The organism is Streptomyces sp. APSN-46.1 (assembly GCF_022815725.1).
Taxonomy (GTDB): Bacteria; Actinomycetota; Actinomycetes; order Streptomycetales; family Streptomycetaceae; genus Streptomyces.
Genome location: NZ_JALGRF010000009.1, coordinates 91,922 through 111,265 on the forward strand (window position 1 = coordinate 91,922; position 19,344 = coordinate 111,265).

A 19,344-nucleotide genomic window follows, 5' to 3' on the forward strand; every position below is an offset into this window, starting at 1 on the left:
ACTGATCGCGGCGCCAGCTGCCGGGTGAAGCTCCGGCGGCGCCAGGGCTCAACGACCGGGTGCGGTCGTCGTGCTGGAACGTACGACGAGGCGTGGTTCGACCGAGCGCGGCTCGGGGACGGCGCCGGGCACGTCGATCTGACGGAGCAGATGGGTCACCGCGAGGGCGCCCATGTGCTGGAACGGCTGGGCGATGGTGGTGAGGGAGGGCGAGCAGTACTCGGCGAGCTCGATGTCGTCGAATCCGACGACCGAGATGTCGTCGGGTACGCGGCGCCCCACCTCGTGCAGGGCCCTGATCACCCCGAAGGCCATCTCGTCGCTCGCGACGAAGATGGCGGTGACGTCCGGAATCCGCGCGAGCACCAGGCCGTTGCGGTAGCCGGAGGCGGGTGACCAGTCCCCTTCCAGCGGCGGCGGGACGGCACGGCCCGCGGCTTCGAGAGCGGATTGCCAGCCGTCGTGGCGGTTGGCTGATTCCAGCCACTCCGCGGGGCCGGCGATGTGCCACACCGTATCGTGTCCGAGGTCCAGCAGGTGCTGGGTGGCGATGCGGGCGGCCTCGGCCTGGTCGATGGCGAGGACCTCGGTCGCGTCGGTACGCGAGCCGTCGATGGTGACGGTGGGCGTGGAGCGGGTGAGCTGCTCGATCCTGCTGCTGGTGTGGATGAGGGGCACCGAGAGGATGATCCCTTCGACATCCTGGTCGGCAAGCCGGGAGAGCGCGTTCTCGATGGCGAAGGTGTCCAGCGAGGTGGTGGTGGCGGTGCTGACGGCGTAGCCGGCCTCATGGGCGGCGTTCTCGATGCCGGAGGTGACGGCGGCTCTGGAGTAGAAGCTCGTCTGGAGGGTCACGACGCCGATGGTCCGGCTCCGACCCGACGAGAGCATCCGGGCGGCGTTGTTGCGGCGGTAGCCGAGCTGGTCGACGGCGGCCAGGACCTTCGCACGGGTCTTCTCCTGCACGTTGGGGTGCCCGGCGAGCGCGCGCGAGACAGTCTGCGCGGACACGCCGGCGGCCCGGGCGACGTCCGCCATGCCCGGGGGGCGCGCTCCACTGCTGGTGTCATCGCGCTTCGCCATGGGATTCCTTCCTCCTGTCCGATGTCCGATGTCCGACTTCTCCCGTCCGACCGGTCAATGATATCGCTCCCATGGCCGTTCACGTGCAGTTTCACCGGCCGGAACACCAAGCGTTAACACCTATTGGCATCGATAACATTCTCTGCCATAGTTTCGGCCGTCAGCGGCACACGTCGGGCGGTCGCGACCGCCGGTGTGCCCCGCCGGACACGCGGCCCCGTGCAGGACGTCTCCGTTGCCTGCCACGGCACTCAGGAGGAGCTGTGAAGCCTGTGAAGCCTAGTTTCATCCGTCTTGCGGGAGCGGCGGGTGCCCTCACCCTCGCCCTCACGGCCACCGGCTGCTCCGGATCGAGCTCCGGAACGGGCTCCGGCTCCGGCTCGGCCTCCGGAAAGGCATCGATAACATTCTGGGGATGGGCCCCGGGCTACGAGGACGCCGTCAACGCCTTCAACTCCGGCCACCCGGACATCAAGGTCACGTACCAGACGGTGCAGCCCGGGGCGAAGGGCGGCTACCAGAAGATGCTGAACGCCGTGAAGGCGGGCAACGCGCCCTGTCTGGCCCAGGTTGGGTACGAGACGATGCCCAGCTTCGCCGCCCAGGGCGCCCTCCAGGACGTGTCGAAGCACGCCGGCTCCGCCAAGCGGGACTATCAGAGCGCCGCCTGGAACTCGGTGAGTCTCGGCAGCGCCGTCTACGGAGCTCCGGTGGACACCGGCCCCATGGCCCTCTTCTACAACAAGAGGCTGTTCGACTCGCTCGGTCTGAAGCCCCCGGCCACCTGGGCCGAGTACCGCGCCGCGGGGGAGAAGATCCACGCCTCCGACCCGAAGCGGTTCATCTCCTCGCCCTACCTGGACTACGACTACGCCGGGCTCGCCTGGCAGGCGGGGGCCGACTGGTTCGGCGTCGACAACGACGCCTGGAAGGTCAACATGGCCTCTGCGGAGAACAAGAAGGTCGCGGACTACTGGCAGGGCCTCGCGAACGACGGCCTGATCAGCAGCGCCCCCATGTACGACCAGGCGTGGTACACGGGGCTGGGCAACGGGGACATCGCCACGGTCGTGGGGGCGGTGTGGCAGGCGGGAGTCATCAAGGGCGGCGCCAAGGACGGGGCCGGGCAGTGGGCCGCCGCCCCCATGCCGCAGTGGCAGGAGGGCGACAAGAAGGTCGGCAACGCCGGCGGATCGGCCACGGCCGTGCTCAAGGGCTGCGAGAACACCGCGGCCGCGTGGGAGTTCGCCCACTGGCTGGGAACCGACAAGCAGGCGTTCGGCACGTTGGTCGAGAAGGCTTCGCTCTATCCCGCCGCGAACGATCTGCTCCACCTGCCGCAGCTGAAGGCCGACCCCTACTTCGGCGGGCAGCAGATCTACGAGGTCTTCGCCTCGGCCACGCCCGACGTCGACCCCGAGTGGACCTGGGGACCACTGATGACCTCCACGGTCGCGGATCTCAATGACGGCCTCGGCAAGGCGTGGACCGGGAAGGGCACCATCGCACAGGCGCTGCGCCACGCCCAGGACTCCACCCTGACCGAAATGCGCAAGCAGGGCCTGGCGGTCGCCCCGTAGCGCTGGCGAACCACAGTGAGGAACCCCGTTCGTGACCCATGCCTCCCCTTCGGTACGCGCACCCGGACGGCACCCGGCGGCCGCCGCTCCGTCCCGGCCCGCACGCGGAGCCCTCTTCGGGCGCCCACGACGTCCGAGCCCGTTACTCTTCTGCGCCCCGTTCATCGTCCTGTTCGCGGCCATGTACATCGCACCGATCCTGTACGCGGCCTACAACAGTCTGTTCACCGTCCGCCGTTCCGGTCTGGGCCTGTCCGCCCCGACGGAGGTCTTCGCCCCTCTGGACAACTACGCGCGCGCCGTGCACGACGGCCCGTTCACGGCCTCGCTCGGCCGCATGGCCCTGTTCGGCGTCGTGCAGGTGCCGCTCATGCTGGCACTGGCACTGGCGCTGGCACTGCTCATCGACTCCAAGTCGGCGCGGGGCCGGGGTTTCTTCCGCCTGACGAGCTTCGTCCCCTACGCGATTCCCGGCGTCAGTGCCGCGCTCGTGTGGTCGTTCATGTACTCCTCGACGTCCAGCCCGCTCAATCGGCTGCTCGAACCGCTCGCCGTCACCATTCCGTTCTTCGACGACGACATCGTGCTGTGGTCGGTGGCCAACATCGTCACCTGGAGCTGGGCCGGCTACAACATGATCATCATCTACGCGGCCCTGCAGTCGATCCCCGCCGAGGTCCTCGAAGCCGCCCGCATGGACGGAGCCTCCGCCCTGCGGATCGCCTGGAGCATCAAGATCCCCGCGGTACGGGGCGCGCTGGTGCTCACCACGGTGTTCTCGATCATCGGATCGGCACAGCTGTTCAACGAGCCGGCCGTCCTGCAGCCGGTCTCCGGCGGTTCGATCTCCTCCGCCTTCACCCCTCTGATGTCGGCACAGAGCGCGGTCGCGGCAGGCAACTACCCGTACGCGGCGGCCCAGTCGGTCCTGCTCGCGGTCGCCGTGGGCCTGGTGTCGCTCATCTTCTTCAAGCTGACCCGCCGAGGAGACCAGGCATGACCACGGTGATCCCCACCCGCGATCGGACCCTCGACCGGATCAGACCGCGCCGCGGGACGCGCCGCGAGACGCGCCCCGCCGGCCGCGTCACCGTACTCGCCCTGCTGGGCCTGTCCGCTTTCTACTTCCTCTTTCCGCTGTGGTGGCTGCTGGTGTCGGCGACCAAGCCCTTCGCGGAGCAGTTCAGCGGCAGTGGCCTGTGGTTCGACGGCTTCGGCCTGTTCGACAACGTCGCCCGGCTCAGCAGCCAGGACGACGGCATCTTCTGGCGCTGGATGCTCAACAGCGTTCTGTACTGCGGGATCGGCGCGCTCATCGGCACCGTCCTCTCCGCCCTGACCGGCTACGCCCTGGCCAAGTACGACTTCCCCGGCCGCGGGATGCTGTTCTCCCTGGTCCTGGCAGCCGTCCTCGTGCCCAAGGTGCTGTTCACGCTGCCGCTGTACCTGATGTTCTCGGGCGTTCACCTGATCGACAACCCGTTGGCGGTCCTGCTGCCGAGCGTCGTCAGCCCCTTCGGTGTCTACCTCGCGCGCGTCTTCGCCGAGCAGAGCGTGCCCGACGAGGTCCTCGAAGCCGGCCGCCTCGACGGCGCGGGTGAGCTCCGCGTCTTCCGCACGATCGGGGTGCGGATGATGCTCCCCGCCCTCGTCACGATCTTCCTGTTCCAGTTCGTCGAGATCTGGAACAACTACCTGCTGCCCGCCATGGTCCTGGGAGACGACCGGCTGCAGCCGGTCACGGTCGGGCTCGTCGCCTGGAACGCCAGCCACGTCGCCGTGCCCCCGCCCCTCGTCGTGATCGGATCCCTGGTCTCCATCACCCCGCTTCTGATCGCCTTCCTCGCGCTCCAGCGCTTCTGGCGCGCGGGCATGACCGCCGGAGCCGTCAAGTGACCCCTCCCGCCCTCACCACCGAGTCCACCGAGTCCGCCGGGTCCGCCGAATCCACCGAGCCCGCCGGCACCGCCCGCCCCGCCCGCCCCGCCCCTGTCTCCGACGCGCTGGTCACGTGGCCCGTGCTGAGCCGGGATGACGGCACCTTCCTGCGCCACGGGTGGCCCCACCGGGTCCTGTCCGGCTCCCTGCACTACTTCCGCGTCCACCCGGAGCAGTGGGCGGATCGCCTCCAGCGCGTCGCCGCACTCGGCCTGAACACCGTGGACACCTACGTGCCGTGGAACTTCCACGAGCGCAGACGCGGTGACATCCGCTTCGACGGCTGGCGTGACCTGCCGCGGTTCCTCCGGCTCGCCGAGGAAGCCGGCCTGGACGTCATCGTCCGCCCCGGCCCGTACATCTGCGCCGAATGGGACAACGGCGGCCTGCCCGCCTGGCTGACCGGACGGCCCGGCATGCGGCCCAGGAGCAGCCACCGCGACTTCCTCGACGAGGTCGGACGCTGGTTCGACGTGCTGATCCCGCTCGTCGCCGCCCGCCAGGCGGCACACGACGGCCCGGTCGTGGCCGTGCAGATCGAGAACGAGTACGGCAGCTACGGCGACGACCACACGTACATGCGGTGGCTGCGCGACGCCCTGGTGGCACGCGGCGTCCGCGAGCTGCTGTTCACCGCGGACGGGCCCACACCGCTGATGCTCGACGGCGGCACCCTTCCCGGCGAACTGGCGGCCGTCACGTTCGGCTCACGCCCCGACCAGGCCGCCGGGCTGCTGCGCTCACGCCGCGCCGGCGAGCCCTTCCTCTGCGCCGAGTTCTGGAACGGCTGGTTCGACCACTGGGGCGAGACGCACCACGTCCGGTCCCCTTCGAGCGCCGCCGACGACGTCGAGGGCATCCTGGCCCAAGGCGGCTCCCTGAGCCTGTACATGGCACACGGCGGCACCAACTTCGGGCTGTGGGCCGGCGCGAACCACGACGGCACGGCCCTCCAGCCGACCGTCACCAGCTACGACTCCGACGCCCCCGTGGCCGAGCACGGCGCGCTCACCCCCAAGTTCCACGCACTGCGCGACAAGCTCGCCCCCCACAGCACACGGCCGGTCCCCGCGCCGCCGGACGACCCGCCCCTGCTGGAGCCGGCGACCCTCTCCGTACACCGTGGATCCGCGCTGCTGGATGCGCTGAGGTCGGTGTCGACGCCCCTGCGCGCCTCCAATCCCCTGAGCTTCGAGGAGCTCGGACAAGCCTCCGGCCTCGTGCTCTACACCGCACATCCGGTCGTCCCGCCCGGCACCCACGACGTGACGGTCACCGGCCTCCACGACCGCGCGCAGGTCTTCGTCGACGGCACCCTCGTCACCGTCCTGGACCGGCCGACGGCATCCTTCGGCGTCACCGGCACGGGCGCGGCGATCCAGCTCGACCTGCTGGTGGAGAACCAGGGACGCATCAACTACGGCCCGCTGCTCGGACAGGGCAAAGGCATCCTGGGCGGGGTCCGCGTGGAGCGGCGGCTCGTCCACGGATGGTCCATGTACCCCCTGCCACTCGACGAGTGGACCGCCGAGGACCTTGCGCGCGCCGGCGCGGCCGCCGAGTCCGCCGACAGCCGCGGCATCGCCACCGCATGTCTGCGCGTCGAGGATCCCGCCGACACCTTCCTCAGCCTGCCCGGCTTCGGCAAGGGCTTCGTCTGGGTCAACGACACCCTGCTCGGCCGCTACTGGGACGTGGGCCCACAGACGACCCTGTACGTTCCCCGTCCGCTGCTGCGCACGGGGGACAACGTCCTGACGATCCTCGAACTCGACCACTTCGGCCACCACGTCGACCTCGTGGACGCGCCCGGCCTCGGGCCCTGCGAGGAGTACGTCGAGACGTTCGGCTGACCCGCCGACGCCTCCCACACCTCCCACACCGCACGCGAGATCGCCAAACCGGACTGCTGGCGCAGGGCGGCCGCCTCGGCCACCGACCACCGGGGCGTGCTGCCCCCCACACCTCGGGCCGTGTCACAGCGGTCCCGAGCACAACCGCCGTCCCTCCCGAAGGACGCCGGACCATCAAAGGAGCCGCCGCCCCACTCGGCTCCTCCGATCAGGGAGTACTCGTGACCACTCCTCGAAGCAGACTGGCCGGGGCACTCGCCGCCGCCGTGCTGGTCATCTCCGGCGGCAGCACGCTGATGATGCCCACGGCATCCGCGGCGTCGACCGCCCCCGCCCCCGCCCCCGCCTACACCGTCACCGTCGGCGCCAAGGGCGCTTGGACGCATCCTGACGACACCCCCGCCGGCACCTACACCGACAAGGACGGCACGTTCTACTTCCAGCAGGCCCACGCGCTCTACGGAGCCGGCGACCCCCGCAAGTGGACCTTCTTCACCGGGACGAACCTCGACACCGCCGCCCGGTCCGGTGCGATCAGCGACGCGGTCAACCCGGCCAACCCCAGCGACCGCAACAACGACACCACATGGCGCTGCAACAACAGCCCGACCGGGCTCGAATCGACACCCGCCCCGGCGGGGTCGGGCTACGCGCACCGGAACTACTGCGACCTCGCCGGCGTCTGGGTCGACCCGGACACCGGCGACTGGTACGGACTCGTGCACAACGAGTTCACCCCGCAGCCGTTCGGCGACGGCTTGCACTACGACGGCATCGACTACGCCGTCTCCAGGGACCAGGGCCGCACGTGGACCGTCAAGGACCACGTCATCACCTCGCATTACAGCACCGAGCGCGGCGACAACGCCGCCTTCCCGCAGCAGACCTACCACTACGGCACCGGTGACCAGCGGCTCTTCGTCGACACCGGATCCGGCTACTTCTACGCCTTCTACGGCTCCCGGATCGTGAACAAGGGCGGCAGCTGGGCCGCGTTCTACGGGCACGTCGCCCGCGCTCCGATCTCGTCGAAGATGGCGCCCGGCTCCTGGCAGAAGTGGTACAACGGCGCCTGGTCCGAGCCCGGCGTCGGCGGCCGCGAGAGCAACATGGTCCCCGTCGGCTCCGGCAGCACGACCGGATACACCCCGCCGTCGAAGGAGTACAACCCGGCCAACAGCGGCTCCGTGAGCCAGCAGGTCGCCGCCGGCCTGATGCCCCCGACATCCCCGCTGTTCGTCATGGACATCACCTACAACGCCCACCTCGGCCTGTACATAGGCCAGCCCCAGGCGGTCGACCAGAGCGGCAACGCCTCCCAGGAGATCTACGCCACCGCCGACCTGACCACCCAGAAGTGGTTCCGTCTCGGCGACACGGGCAGCTACAAGAACGCCTCCTGGTACCGCTGGTTCCTCGACAGCGGCAACAAGACCAGCTCCACGATCGTCGGCAAGAACTTCCGCTCGTACTGCTCCTTCGGCTGCTCCAACGGCGCGAGCAGCGAATACATCAACCTCGCGATCAACACGACCGCGCCCGCCGCGCCGGTCGACACCTCCAAGGCCTACCGCATCACCAGCGCCGGCGGCCGGGTACTGGCCCAAGTCTCCGGCAGCTCGGCCACCACCTCGCGCGCCACCGCCACCGGCTCCGGCCTCGAATCGTGGATCTTCACCTCGAACGGCGACGGCTCCTACCGCATCGCCAACTCCCGCACCGGTCAGCTCCTCGGAGTGGGCACCACCTCCACGGCAACCCGGGCCTGGGGCACCAAGCCCACCGTCACCGCGATCGGAACCGGCGGGCCCACCGTCGGCCAGCAGTGGTTCGTCATCCGCGGCACCTCACCCGCCGATGGCACCTCCACAGGCACATACAAGATCGTCAATCGGTACAGCGGCCTCGTCATCGGCCTCTCCCCGGACTCCACCCGCCTCGCCGAGACCACGCCCACCCGCAGCTGGACCAACACCACCGGCAACACGGTCGGCGGCACCCGCACGGCCGGCGAGCAGACCCTGACACTGACCCCGATCGCCCAAGCACCCGAAACGGTGACGGTCAACAACCCGGGCAACCAGGCCGGCACCCTGGACAAGGCCGTCTCCCTCCAGATCGAGGCGATCGACTCCGTCGGCAAGCCCGTGACCTTCACGGCGACCGGCCTGCCCGCCGGATTGAGCATCAGTTCCAGCGGCCTGATCACCGGCACCCCCACCGCCGCCGGCACCTCGACCGTGACGGTCACAGCGGCCTCCGGCACCGCCGCCGGCACGGCCACGTTCACCTGGGCGGTCACCGCCTCCCTCAACGGAGCCCACACCCTCACCGCCGAGGGCAAGGCACTCGACAACCCCGGCCACAGCACCACCCCCGGCACCCAGTTGATCACCTGGGCACCCAACGGCGGCGCCAACCAGAGCTGGACCTTCACTCAGCAGACCGACGGCACGTACCAGCTCAAGAACAGCGAGTCCGGCCTGTGCGCCGACGTCGAAGGAGGCTCCACCAGCCCCGGCGCGAAGATCATCCAGTGGACCTGCGGCAACGGCGCCAACCAGCGCTGGAGCATCACGCGGCAGGCGAACGGCACCCACACGGTCGCCTCCGCGGCGAGCGGACTGCTCCTGACCACGGCGTCCGCAACGGATGGCGCACTCGTCACCCAGCAGCCCGACACCGGCGCCACACTCCAGCGGTGGACCATCAACTGAGGTCATCGCGGCCGTAACCGGCCCGCCGGAGTCCCGGGCAGTACCCGGGACCCCGGCGGCAGGTCTCCCAAGCCACAATGGGTAAGAGCGCGCCTTCGCGTCAGGGCGTGGCGACGGGCCAGCGCTCCAGCTCCGCGCGCAGCCGCCCGGTGTCCGGGGTGTCGCAGGCCCAGGCGATGTGGCCGTCCGGGCGGATCAGCAGGGTGCTGCGCAGGGGGCCGGCGGGGGCGGCGAGCCGCAGCCATTGGCTCTCCGGCACCGGGGCGCCCCGGGTGACCAGCACGAAGCCGCCGCCGCGCAGCACCTCGTACAGCCGCTGCCCGTCCGCGAGCCGCAGGTCGGGCACCCGGCGGCCGGTGAGCCGATGGCTGCCTCGCGGCGCCGGGTAGGAGATGCCGATGCCGGAGAGGAGCCGCTCTCCCCACGCGGTGTGCGAGCTCAACCGGGAGGCCAAAGGCATGACCAGGTTGCGCAGTTGGTGCGCTCGGGCACTGCGTGGTGCGCTCAGCACACCCCGGGTGATCGCCCCGGAGATCCGCAACGCCTGCTTCCCGACGGGGTGGCGCTCCTGCTCGTAGGAGTCGAGCAGCGGATCCCCGGCCCGGCCCTGAACCACCGCGGCCAGCTTCCAGCCGAGGTTGGCCGCGTCCTGCAGTCCCGTGTTCATGCCCATGCCCCCGGCCGGGGAGTGCACGTGCGCCGCGTCGCCCGCGAGGAGCACCCGGCCCTCGCGGTAGCGCACGGCCTGCCGCTCGTCACTGTGGAAGCGCGAGATCCAGCGCGGTTCGTGCATTCCGTGGTCGGAGCCGAGCACCCGGCGCAGCAGCCCGGCCAGCTCCTCCTCCGACACCGGCGCGTCATCGGCCCTGTCGTCGCCCGCGATCCAGCCGATCGCCCGGTACCAGCCGTCACCGAACGGCACCAAGGAGGCGAAGCCGTGCTGGTTGGCGTTGGTGGTCACCGCGTCGGCGGGTACCTCCTTGAGCCGGACGTCGGCCAGCATCACCGAACGCACCACCCACCGGCCGGGGAAGCCGATCCCGGTCAGCCGCCGCACCGCGCTGCGCACCCCGTCGCACCCGACCACGTACCCGGCGCGGAAGCTGCCCGCGCCGGCCGTCTCCACCGCGACGCCGTCGGCCCGCTGCCGTACGGCGACCACCTCGGCACCCCGCGCGATCCGCACGCCGGCGGCGAGCGCGCGTCGCTCCAGGAGCCCTTCGAGGTTGTACTGCGGGGTGATCAGCGCGAACGGGAAACGGGTGCGCAGCCGGTGCAGACGCAGTTCGAGTCGGCCGAAAACCCCTACCACCGGCGCTTTCCTGCCGAGGGCGACCAGTTCGTCGGCGAGGCCGCGTGCGTCGAGGACCTCCAGGGTGCGGGCGTGCACCGCGAAGGCGCGGGTCATGTTCGCGTCGGCGTGCTCGCGCCGCTCCAGGAGGGTGACGCGCACCCCGGCGGCGGCCAGGTCTCCGGCCAGCAGCAGGCCGGTGGGTCCCGCGCCCACCACCAGCACGTCGGCGGCCTCGGTCATGTGGACCTGCCGGGCGTCGTGGCCTCGATCATGTGCTGGTAGGAGTTGACCGGCCGTACGTCCCGGACGGCGAGGCCCGACTTCTCCACAAGCCCGAGCAGCCCCTCCCGGGTGTGCTTCCGGCCGCCGACGGTGAGCAGCATCCGCAGGTCCATCCCGGTGCTGAACCTCTGCCCCGGGCCGTCGTCGACGAAGTTCTCCACGATGATCACCTTGGCGCCGGCGCGGGCCGTCCTGACGACGTTGCCCAGGACGACGACGGCGTCCTCGTCGTTCATCCCCAGGATGTTCTTGAAGACGTACGCGTCGACGTCGGCGGGGATCTCCTCGCGGCAGTCGCCGGCCAGCAGCCGCACCCGGTCGGCGAGCGCCCCGCCGTCGCGAAGCCGGGCGTCGGCGTCGGCCACCACGTCCGGCCGGTCGAACAGGATGCCCCGCACGCCGGGGTGGAGTTCGAGGAGCGAGGCCAGCAGGAAGCCCTGTCCGCCGCCGATGTCGGCAACGGTCCGCGCTCCTTCCAGCGACAGGACGCCCGCGACGGCCGACGCGGACTGCTTGCTCGCCTGGGTCATCGCGCGGTCGAAGACCGCCGCCGACTCGGGCCAGGCCCGGTGCACGTGCTCGAAGAACTCTCCGCCGTACAGATCGGTGAAGATCTCCTTCCCGGTGCGGACCGACTCGTCGAGACGGCCCCACAGCTCCCAGGTCCACGGTTCGGTCATCCACAGCACGAGTTGGTCGAGGCTGTCCGGAGCGCCCGTACGAAGCAGCAGCGAGACCTCGGTGTGGACGAACCGGCCCTGGGGGTCCTCGGCGAAGACCTCGTGGCAGGTGAGTGAGCGCAGAAGTCGTCGCAGCGCGTCCGGATCGGCGCCGACCGCCGCGGCGAGTTCGTCCGCCGTGGCCGGCGTGTCGCCGAGGGCGTCGGCGACGGCGAGTTTCACGGCCGCTCGCAGCGAGGCGGCACAGCTGGCACTGAGCGCGCGCTCAAGGAGTCCCAGCACATGGGGTTCCGCGGGCGTTTCACTGATCATGGGTGACAACCTCTCTGTCGTGTCCGGCTTTCACGGCGCCGGGGAAGTGCGCTTCCAGTACCTGCCGGACCCCGTCGCGCCAGGACCTCTCGCAAGCGCCGGCCATGCTCCTGCGGCGGGTGTCGTCGAACGCGACGACGCCGCGGGTGACATCGCTCGGCACGAAGTCGACCGGGACGTGGGTGAGTTCGGAGACGTAGGTCATGAGGTCCTGTACGCCGACGACCTCGTCCCCTCCCCAGTTCACGACGGTCGCGGGTGTGCTCGCCGCGGCCCACAGCCCTGGGACGTGCCGCGCGATGTCGTCGGTGTGGATCGGGGAGCAATAGTGCTGTCGCGCGCGGGGAACCGCGATCGGCTCCCCGGCGAGCATCTGCCGGTAGAAGATGACCGGTGCCCCGCCGTGCCCGTGCGGCCCGTAGGCGACATTGAGCCGGGCCACGGTGGTGGACAGGCCGAGGGTCACGGCGAGCGCGCGCACGGCGCCCTCGGTCGCCAGCTTGCCGACCGGGTACGTCGGCAGCCACGCCGACTCGGTCCCCAACGGATCGGTCTCGGTATGCAGGTGGTCCGGCGCCTGGGGCGCGTAGACCGCGCTGGTGGAGATGTACAGAAAGGCTTCGGCGGTTCGGCAGTGGGTCATCAGGCGGCCGGTGGCGACGCAGTTCACCGTCACCACCTCCTCGAAGTCGCCGCTGCCGCGCTCGACCGCCGCGTGCAGCACATGGGTGAAGTCGTCGGGGAGTCCGTCGAGTCCGTCCCTGGACATGTCCCAGCGCCAGGTCCACACCCCCTGGTTCCGGAGCCGTCGCTCCACCTCCGGATCCGAGAACCGGCCGATGCACCACACCTCGTTGTGGGCCGCGAGCGTCTCGGCGGCGGTGCGCGCCACCAGGCCGGTCGCCCCGGTGATCAGGATCTTCTTTCCGGCCGTCATCCGGGGGTTCCGCCTTCCGTCAGCGCACGGTCGAGCTCCGCCCGCAGGAGCGACTGGAAGACAGCCACGTGCTTGGGCCCCATGAGGGTGTAGTGCTCGCCGGGCACATCGATGTACCGGGGCGCCTCGCGCGTGAAGTCCTCCCAGTGCTTCAGCTCGTTGTTCAGCCAGTCGTGCTTGCTGCCCCGGAGCGGGACGGCGTAGAAGACGCTCATCCCGGCGACACTGCCGGTGGGCCGGTAGGTCCGGCCGAGGCCGGTCAGGCCGTCGGCGAGTTCGGCCCACGCGGTGAACCGACCCAGATCAAGGTCGAGTTCGGCGAGCCGGTCGGGGGGAGCGATGTCGAGGAGATGGCCGAGCTGCTCCTGTCTGCTCAGCGGACGCAGCGCGGCGGGCAGCGTCTTCGCCTGCTGCTCGGAGATCAGATCCAGGAACATCGCCAGATTGACCGCGGTCTCGACGAAGTCGAGCTCGTCCATGCGGTACTTGATGTGCGGGGGCAGATTGAAGCTGCCCAGGAAGTCCACGCGCTCGCCCTCCGCCTCAAGGAGCTTGGCCACCTCGAAGGCCACGGCCGCGCCGAAGGAGTACCCGGCGATCGCGTAGGGGCCGTGCGGCTGCTTGGACCGGATCGCGTCCACGTATGTGCGCGCCATCTCCGCGAAGCTCCCGAACGGCTTCTCCCCCGGGTTGAACCCGCGCGCCCGGAGTGCGTAGAAGGGCCGCTCATGGACGAAGTACTTGGCCAGGTTCACGAAGACGAGCACCTCGCCGACCCCGGGGTGGACGCAGAACAGCGGCGTCCCGTCCCCACTGGTCTGCAGCGGAACGATCGGATCGTACGGAGCGGGCGCCCCGCCCTGTCCGGCCTCGATGCGTGCGGCCAGTTCGCGGACGCTGGGCGAGGTGAGGATCGCCAGTACGGGAAGCTCCGTGCCGGGGAAGCGCTGGGAGACCAGGCTCTTGAGGCGGAGGATGTCCAGCGACGTCCCACCGAGTTCGAAGAAGCCGGCCGTGGCACTGATCGTGGACGGGTCCGCGTCGAAGAGGGCTCCGTACAGTTCCGCGAGAGTCTTCTCGGTCGCGCCCGCGGGGGCGGTGTGGCCGCCGAGTTGGCGGGACACCGACTCCTGGACCGACGCCACGTACTCGGCGTAGTCACCGGACTCCAGCCGGCGGCGCATGAGCGCTCGCGGAATCTTGCCCAGACTTGTCTTCGGGAAGGCGTCCTTGGGCAGCGGCAGCAGCAGTGCCGGACGGAACCCCCAGTGCAGCACGACACTGTTCCTGATCGCGATGAGCAGGCGGTGCAGCGCCGCCTCGTCGCGGGACACGTCGGGGGTGACCGCGAAGGCCACCGCGAGCTGCTCGGTGTCGCTGCCCCGCGGGCGCGTCGGGAACGCGACGACGAACGACTTCTCGATACCTTCGAGGCCGTCGAGCAGCGACTCGATGTCGTGGCTGTAGTAGTTGACTCCGTTGACGATGACGCTGTCCTTGCTGCGCCCCACGAGGGTCAGCCGCCCTCCGGCGAGCCGGCCGAGGTCACCGGTGCGGAACCAGCCGTCCGCGGTGAACGCGGCCTTGGTCGCCTCCTTGTCGTTCCGGTACCCGTCCGTGATCATCGGGCCCGTGAGCTGCACTTCGCCGACTTCGCCATCGGCGACGGGTGCGCTGCCTCCCTCTGCCACGATCCTGATCCGGAGGGTGTCGACCGGACGTCCGACCGCCGCGAACTCGGCCCCTTGGTCGGCGTCGGGGAACTCCCGGTTGTAGATGCTGCCGGCGCAGGTCTCGGTCATCCCGAAGGCGGGCCAGAGGGCACCGCGGTGCAGCCCGTACGGGGCCAGCCGGTCGAGGAAGCCGATGCCCGTGGCCACCGGATTCGCCTCTCCGCCGGACACGATGTGCCGCAGGCAGGACAGGTCGAGGGGCAGGGGGGACGGCAGCTGGTCGAGGGTCTGGTTGATCAGCCCCAGCAGGAAGTTGGGGGTGAACGTCATCGTCACCCGGTGGGCATCGATCAGCCGTAGGAAGTGCACCGGGTCGGCCAGCACCGAATCCGGCGTCACCTGCAGCTGCACGGCCCCCGCGGACAGCGGAAGCAGGTGCGCCTCAAGCAGCGCGGCGACGTGGTCGTACGAGATCCAGTTGAGCGTCACATCGTCGGCGGTGAGCCGCTGCACCTCGGCCTTGGCGGCCATGGAGGCCAGCAGGTTGCCGTGGGTGAGCCGAACCGCCTTGGAGGCGCCGGTCGAACCAGAGGTGAGCACCAGCAGCGCGACGTCGTCCGGACCGGCGGCGGTCACCGGAACCGTGCGCGCGTCCGTGTCGGCCGTGCCCAGCGCCAGTTCCTCGACCGTGGCGACCGCGAGACCCTGGACGGCGGGAAGTTCCTCACGTGTCCGGCGGTCGGTGACCACGAGCGGCCCGTCGAGCAGGGTGTGGACGTGGCTCAACTGCGCCGCCCAGCGCTGCGGGTCGTTGCGGACGGGCACCAGCGGACAGGCGGTGATGCCGCCGAGCAGGCACGCCCAGAACGCCGGAATGAAGTCCTCGGGCCGCTCCAGCAGCAGCGCGACCACGCGCCCCGGACGAACCCCCGCCTCCCGCAAGGAGCTCAGCAGACGGAGGGACTCGTCGAGGAGTTCCGGATAGGTCCGGAGCGCGTGGTCGAGGGGCCGCTCCTGAGAGCAGTACCGCACCCCGTGCTCCGGGAACTTGGCGGCGGCCCGCGTCAGCAGCCCGCCCAGGCCGGCGCCTTCCTCGCCGGCGGCCGCGTGTCCTGCCCCGCGCTCAGCCACAGCCGCCCGCATGACCCTGGTCGCCTCCGGTGCCGAGCCCCACCGGCACAGGCTCCGCTTCCGCACGGCCCGTCGGCGTCGCGTCGCCGCTACCGGTGACGGAGCGGACGAAGGCGTCGAGCCGGTCGACGCCCCAGAACTTCTCGCGCCGGTGGACGAAGAAGGGGACTCCGAAGACACCGTCGCGGTCGACGTCGAGCAGCGCCTGGACGCCCCGCGCGCGCAGCTCCTCGTCGTCGGTGGCGAGGGCGAACCGGGAAGCGGGCAGGCCCAGTTCGGTGGCGAGTTCCGCCATGACCGCCGGGTCGCAGATGTTCCTGCCCTCCTCCCAGCGCAGTTGGTACGCCCGGCTGATGAAGCGCCGGCCGACGCCCTCGTCGGACGCGGCGAGGTAGGCCAGGTGCGGTATCTCCCAGACCGGGTCGCGGTCTATCGGCCAGGCCGGTTCGAGTCCTGCCTGCCGGGCGAGCCTGCGGACGTCCTGGAGGATGTACAGGTGCTTGTCCTTGGACATGTCGGTGTACGGGAAGGTGCCGCCCTGCTCGGCGAGCAGCGCGGCGCCGCGCGCGTCGGGCTCCCAGAAGGGGCGCCACTCGACTGCGGCGGCCACCTCGGGATGGCGGTCGGTCAGCTGCCGGTGGGCCAGCCAGGAGTAGGGGCTGCGCAGGGAGAAGTACCAGCGCGAGACGGGTCGTTGGGTGGTGGTCACTCGGTTCTCCTCCTTAGATGACGATGCCGCCGTCGATCTGGAGCACCGCGCCGCTGACGTACTCGGCCGATGCCACGTAAGCGACCATGTCGGCGACCTCCTCGGGCCGGCCGAAGCGGCCCAGGGGAATGTTCGCCACGGCGTCCGTGCGGACGGACCCGGTCAGGGCCGCCGTCATGTCGGTCTCGATGAAACCGGGGGCGATCACGTTGACGCGGATGCCGTACTTCCCGACCTCCTTGGCCAGGGCCTTGCTGAAGCCGATGATTCCGGCCTTGGAGGCGGAGTAGTTGGTCTGGCTCGCGTGGCCGTGCACGCCCGCGACGGAGGCGATGTTGACCACACATCCACGCCTGCGCTTCATCATCGCGAAGACGACGGCCCGACAGACGTGGTAAGTGCCGCTCAGATTGGTGTCGATGACGTCGTGCCACTCTTCGTCGGCCATCAGCACCAGGGGGTTGTCCCGGACGATGCCCGCCGACGTGACCAGGACGTCGATGGGCCCGAGGTCCTCCTGGACGCTGTCCACCAGTGCGCGCATGTCGTCGGGGCGTGTGACGTCGGCCCGGTGGGCGCGGGCGCGCCGGCCCAGCTCACCGACCTCCTTCTCCAGTTGCGCTGCGGCCTCCGCGCCGGAAGGGGTGTGGCAGAACGCCACGTCGTAGCCGTCCTGGGCGAGCCGCATGACGGCGGCGCGGCCGATGCCTCGCGATCCGCCGGTGACCAGGGCCACCGGGGGTGTCTCGTGCTGGGTCACTGGTGACTTCCTTCGGGTGTCGGGGCGGTGCGCCCGGGGTCGGCCTGCTGGCGGTGCGCGGGTTTCCGCAGGGCGATGACGATCTGGTCCACTTCCAGGACGGCCTCGCCGTCGACGGTGCTCTCGCCCTCGTACATGACCGTGTCGCCGAACGACCTGCTCAGGCGGACGCGGTGCCGCATCACGTCGCCCGGACGCACCGGGCGCGGCAGTCGTACGCCGGACATGCCGCCGAAGAGCATGAGCGCGCCGTCCGCGCCTGACGACGGCTCGTCGGCGGTGAGCAGCAGGGAGGCGGCCTGGCACCAGGACTCGATGACGAGCCCCGTCGGATAGTCGTACGCGGTGTCGTCCGCTCCGTCGGGCACGGCTTCGTACCACGGCTCGCCGCAGGTGACCGCCTTGAGCGCGGTCAGGTGCCGCCCCGGTTCGAGATCGAGCACGCGGTCGATCAGCAGGATGGGGTGACGATGGGGGATCCGGCGCTTGACCTCGGCGGGAGTCATCTGCGCAAGCGTCTGAGCACGCATCAGGCGGCGTCCCCCTTCGTGCCGTGCGCGGCCCTCCGCGTGAACACGAGGGTCAGCCGCGCGGCCGGCCCCCGGTCGGTGGCAACCGTCGCGGCACACCGCCAACTGCCGTTGCCCGCCTGCCATTTCAGCTGCGCGGTGAGGCGGTCGCCGGGGCGGACGGGATCACTGAAGCGGACCTTGTCCACGCCGGAGACCCGCCAGTGGCGCTCCGGCTCGGGGTGCGCCTCCAGGGCTCCGCGCTCGACGAAGTCGACGATGCAGACGCCGGGAAAGATCGGGAAGCCCGGGTAGTGGCCCCGGAAGACCGGCTCCTCGGGTTCCACGTCCAGCGTGATGACCGTGTCGGGCCCTGCCGCGCGGTCGACGACGACGGGCGCGAGGACGGGGCCGCACTTCCATGCCATCAGGCGGCCCCGAGCTTCACGGCGAGAAGGTCGTGGATCGAGGAGAGCGAGGTGAACGCCCTGATCTCCGCCTCACCGAAGCGGACCCCGTACTTGACCTCCAGGACGACGATGACCTCCAGGGCGAGCAGCGAGTCGCCGCCCACTTCCTCGAAGCGCTTCAGGTCGGTCAGGTCGGACGGCTCTATGTCGAGCACCTGGGCGACCGTGCGGCGGAGGTCCTCCCGGTCCAGGACGGCGACTCCGTTTTCGGACATGGGTGCGTCACCTTTCATGAGGGATTGCGGTGAGGTGGGGTGAGGTGAGGGGCGAGTGGTACCGGGGGGAGGAAGCTCAGCCCCGCGTCGACAGCAGCGCCGCGCCGACGACGCCGTTGGCCTCGACGGAGGTGATCAGGGCGAGGCCCTCGGTGCCCGGCTCGGCGAGAGCGAGGACGGCGGTGAGCTGGAAGGCGGCGGAGGCGGCGGAGGTGTCCCCGATGGACGCCGCGCTCCGCGGGCCGTCGGGGACCGCCGCGCCGAGGACCTCGACGAGGGCGGCGTGCTCGGCTTCCCCCTGCGCCCCGCCCGCACCCGACTCGGCGACGGTCCGGACCTCCTGCGGTGCGACCCCCACGCGCGTCAGCAGACGGCGCAGGCAGTCGGCGAGCACGTCCTTGATGTGGCCACCGTCCCGGGCGAACCCGAACTCCAGGCCGAGGGGCACCGCCAGCGGGCGCCTGCCGTTCTCCTGTGCCGTGCCCGCCCGTTCGAGCAGCCAGAGCGCGGCGCCCTCGCCGAGCGGTCCCGTCCCGGCGGAGTCCTGGTCCGCGCGCCGCCCTCGCGTGTGCCACTCCAGCCAGGCCCGGGCCGGGGAGAACTCCTCGACGGCACCGCACAGCAGCGTCTCGGCGCGGCCTGCCCGTTGCAGCCGCAGCCCGTACCGCAAGGCGAGCAGCCCGGTACCGCGCCCTCCGGCCAGGGTGGTGTTGGGGCCCTTGAGGCGATGCCAGATGGCGGACTGGCCCGCCGCGCAGTTCATCACGGTGTTGGGGAAGCGGGCGGGGTCGACCAGATAGGGCCGGTCACCGACGAAGGAGTCCCGGGTGAAGCTCATCATGCTCTGGGCGCTGCCGGTGCTGGTGCCGAGCACCAGGCCGGTGCCCTCGCCGATCCCGGCGGGCCGGGCCCCTGCCCCGTCGTCGAGGAGCCGGCCGGCGGCGGCGACGGCCAGCGCGCTGACGCGGTCCATGGAGCGCGTGCCCTTGCGGCCGAGGACGGCACGGATGTCGAAGTCGGGCAGGACACAGGCCTCGTCGAACGGCGTGTCCCAGGTCTCGGGATCGAGGCGGAGCGCCGCGCTCCTGCCCGAGCGCAGACCGGAGGTGAAGTCGGCGCTGTCCAGACCCCAGGGCGAGATGGCCGACCAGGCGGTGATGACAGGGGTCTCTTCAGTGAGGACGGGGACCATGGGTGTAGC

At 70.6% G+C, this 19,344-nt stretch carries 16 protein-coding genes; 5 read left to right on the plus strand and 11 right to left on the minus strand.

The window, feature by feature from the left end:
* Nucleotides 1–48 precede the first annotated feature (48 nt).
* Nucleotides 49–1,083 carry a LacI family DNA-binding transcriptional regulator gene (locus tag MTF65_RS22485; RefSeq protein WP_243630701.1) on the minus strand — a complete coding sequence of 345 codons (1,035 nt, stop codon included), beginning with the start codon at nt 1,081–1,083 and terminating at the stop codon, nt 49–51.
* A 272-nt stretch (nt 1,084–1,355) separates the two neighbouring features.
* On the opposite strand from MTF65_RS22485, the gene MTF65_RS22490 reads away from it, so the two are divergent.
* From MTF65_RS22490 to MTF65_RS22510, 5 genes are all read left to right on the plus strand, one after another.
* Complete coding sequence (locus MTF65_RS22490; RefSeq protein ID WP_243630702.1) at nt 1,356–2,663, plus strand: sugar ABC transporter substrate-binding protein; 1,308 nt, start codon at nt 1,356–1,358, stop codon at nt 2,661–2,663.
* Between the two features lie 181 nt (nt 2,664–2,844).
* Nucleotides 2,845–3,663, plus strand: coding sequence for a carbohydrate ABC transporter permease (locus MTF65_RS22495; protein ID WP_243630703.1), 819 nt, complete (start codon nt 2,845–2,847; stop codon nt 3,661–3,663).
* Entirely contained in the window at nt 3,660–4,559 is a 900-nt protein-coding gene (locus tag MTF65_RS22500; protein ID WP_243630704.1) for a carbohydrate ABC transporter permease, read from the plus strand. The genes MTF65_RS22495 and MTF65_RS22500 overlap by 4 nt, the downstream gene beginning before the upstream one ends.
* A 122-nt stretch (nt 4,560–4,681) precedes the next feature.
* Nucleotides 4,682–6,454, plus strand: a complete 1,773-nt coding sequence (locus MTF65_RS22505) for a glycoside hydrolase family 35 protein (RefSeq protein ID WP_243630817.1) — start codon at nt 4,682–4,684, stop codon at nt 6,452–6,454.
* A 221-nt stretch (nt 6,455–6,675) separates the two neighbouring features.
* Nucleotides 6,676–9,171 (plus strand): RICIN domain-containing protein, encoded by a 2,496-nt coding sequence (locus MTF65_RS22510; protein WP_243630705.1) that lies wholly within the window; start codon nt 6,676–6,678, stop codon nt 9,169–9,171.
* A gap of 100 nt (nt 9,172–9,271) precedes the next feature.
* Here MTF65_RS22510 and MTF65_RS22515 read toward each other — a convergent pair whose 3' ends face one another.
* From MTF65_RS22515 to MTF65_RS22560, 10 genes are all read right to left on the minus strand, one after another.
* Entirely contained in the window at nt 9,272–10,705 is a 1,434-nt protein-coding gene (locus tag MTF65_RS22515; protein ID WP_243630706.1) for an FAD-dependent monooxygenase, read from the minus strand.
* Nucleotides 10,702–11,739: an acetylserotonin O-methyltransferase gene (locus tag MTF65_RS22520; protein WP_243630707.1), complete on the minus strand. Its 1,038-nt coding sequence runs from the start codon at nt 11,737–11,739 to the stop codon at nt 10,702–10,704. The genes MTF65_RS22515 and MTF65_RS22520 overlap by 4 nt, the downstream gene beginning before the upstream one ends.
* Complete coding sequence (locus MTF65_RS22525) at nt 11,729–12,676, minus strand: NAD(P)-dependent oxidoreductase (RefSeq protein WP_243630708.1); 948 nt, start codon at nt 12,674–12,676, stop codon at nt 11,729–11,731. The genes MTF65_RS22520 and MTF65_RS22525 overlap by 11 nt, the downstream gene beginning before the upstream one ends.
* Entirely contained in the window at nt 12,673–15,480 is a 2,808-nt protein-coding gene (locus MTF65_RS22530; protein ID WP_243630709.1) for a non-ribosomal peptide synthetase, read from the minus strand. The genes MTF65_RS22525 and MTF65_RS22530 overlap by 4 nt, the downstream gene beginning before the upstream one ends.
* Nucleotides 15,473–16,189: a 2-hydroxychromene-2-carboxylate isomerase gene (locus MTF65_RS22535; protein WP_243630710.1), complete on the minus strand. Its 717-nt coding sequence runs from the start codon at nt 16,187–16,189 to the stop codon at nt 15,473–15,475. Before MTF65_RS22535 ends, MTF65_RS22530 begins: the two co-directional genes overlap by 8 nt.
* A gap of 13 nt (nt 16,190–16,202) precedes the next feature.
* A complete protein-coding gene (fabG, locus tag MTF65_RS22540) occupies nt 16,203–16,949 on the minus strand; it encodes a 3-oxoacyl-[acyl-carrier-protein] reductase (RefSeq protein WP_308407204.1) in 747 nt (248 codons plus the stop codon).
* The gene (locus MTF65_RS22545; protein ID WP_243630711.1) at nt 16,946–17,479 is read right to left on the minus strand and encodes a 3-hydroxyacyl-ACP dehydratase FabZ family protein; all 534 of its coding nucleotides are present in this window, start codon (nt 17,477–17,479) and stop codon (nt 16,946–16,948) included. Before MTF65_RS22545 ends, fabG begins: the two co-directional genes overlap by 4 nt.
* On the minus strand, nt 17,479–17,886 hold the full coding sequence (locus MTF65_RS22550; RefSeq protein WP_243630712.1) for a 3-hydroxyacyl-ACP dehydratase FabZ family protein: 408 nt from the start codon (nt 17,884–17,886) through the stop codon (nt 17,479–17,481). Before MTF65_RS22550 ends, MTF65_RS22545 begins: the two co-directional genes overlap by 1 nt.
* On the minus strand, nt 17,886–18,143 hold the full coding sequence (locus MTF65_RS22555; RefSeq protein ID WP_243630713.1) for an acyl carrier protein: 258 nt from the start codon (nt 18,141–18,143) through the stop codon (nt 17,886–17,888). Before MTF65_RS22555 ends, MTF65_RS22550 begins: the two co-directional genes overlap by 1 nt.
* Before the next feature lie 76 nt (nt 18,144–18,219).
* Nucleotides 18,220–19,335, minus strand: coding sequence for a beta-ketoacyl synthase N-terminal-like domain-containing protein (locus MTF65_RS22560; protein WP_243630714.1), 1,116 nt, complete (start codon nt 19,333–19,335; stop codon nt 18,220–18,222).
* Between the last annotated feature and the right edge of the window lie 9 nt (nt 19,336–19,344).

Coding starts and splice junctions, on each gene's coding strand:
- MTF65_RS22485 (WP_243630701.1), bottom strand. CDS start 1,083: ATGGCGAAGCGCGATGACACCAGCAGTGGAGCGCGCCCCCCGGGCATG.
- MTF65_RS22495 (WP_243630703.1), top strand. CDS start 2,845: ATGTACATCGCACCGATCCTGTACGCGGCCTACAACAGTCTGTTCACC.
- MTF65_RS22500 (WP_243630704.1), top strand. CDS start 3,660: ATGACCACGGTGATCCCCACCCGCGATCGGACCCTCGACCGGATCAGA.
- MTF65_RS22515 (WP_243630706.1), bottom strand. CDS start 10,705: ATGACCGAGGCCGCCGACGTGCTGGTGGTGGGCGCGGGACCCACCGGC.
- MTF65_RS22520 (WP_243630707.1), bottom strand. CDS start 11,739: ATGATCAGTGAAACGCCCGCGGAACCCCATGTGCTGGGACTCCTTGAG.
- MTF65_RS22525 (WP_243630708.1), bottom strand. CDS start 12,676: ATGACGGCCGGAAAGAAGATCCTGATCACCGGGGCGACCGGCCTGGTG.
- MTF65_RS22545 (WP_243630711.1), bottom strand. CDS start 17,479: ATGCGTGCTCAGACGCTTGCGCAGATGACTCCCGCCGAGGTCAAGCGC.
- MTF65_RS22550 (WP_243630712.1), bottom strand. CDS start 17,886: ATGGCATGGAAGTGCGGCCCCGTCCTCGCGCCCGTCGTCGTCGACCGC.
- MTF65_RS22555 (WP_243630713.1), bottom strand. CDS start 18,143: ATGTCCGAAAACGGAGTCGCCGTCCTGGACCGGGAGGACCTCCGCCGC.
- MTF65_RS22560 (WP_243630714.1), bottom strand. CDS start 19,335: ATGGTCCCCGTCCTCACTGAAGAGACCCCTGTCATCACCGCCTGGTCG.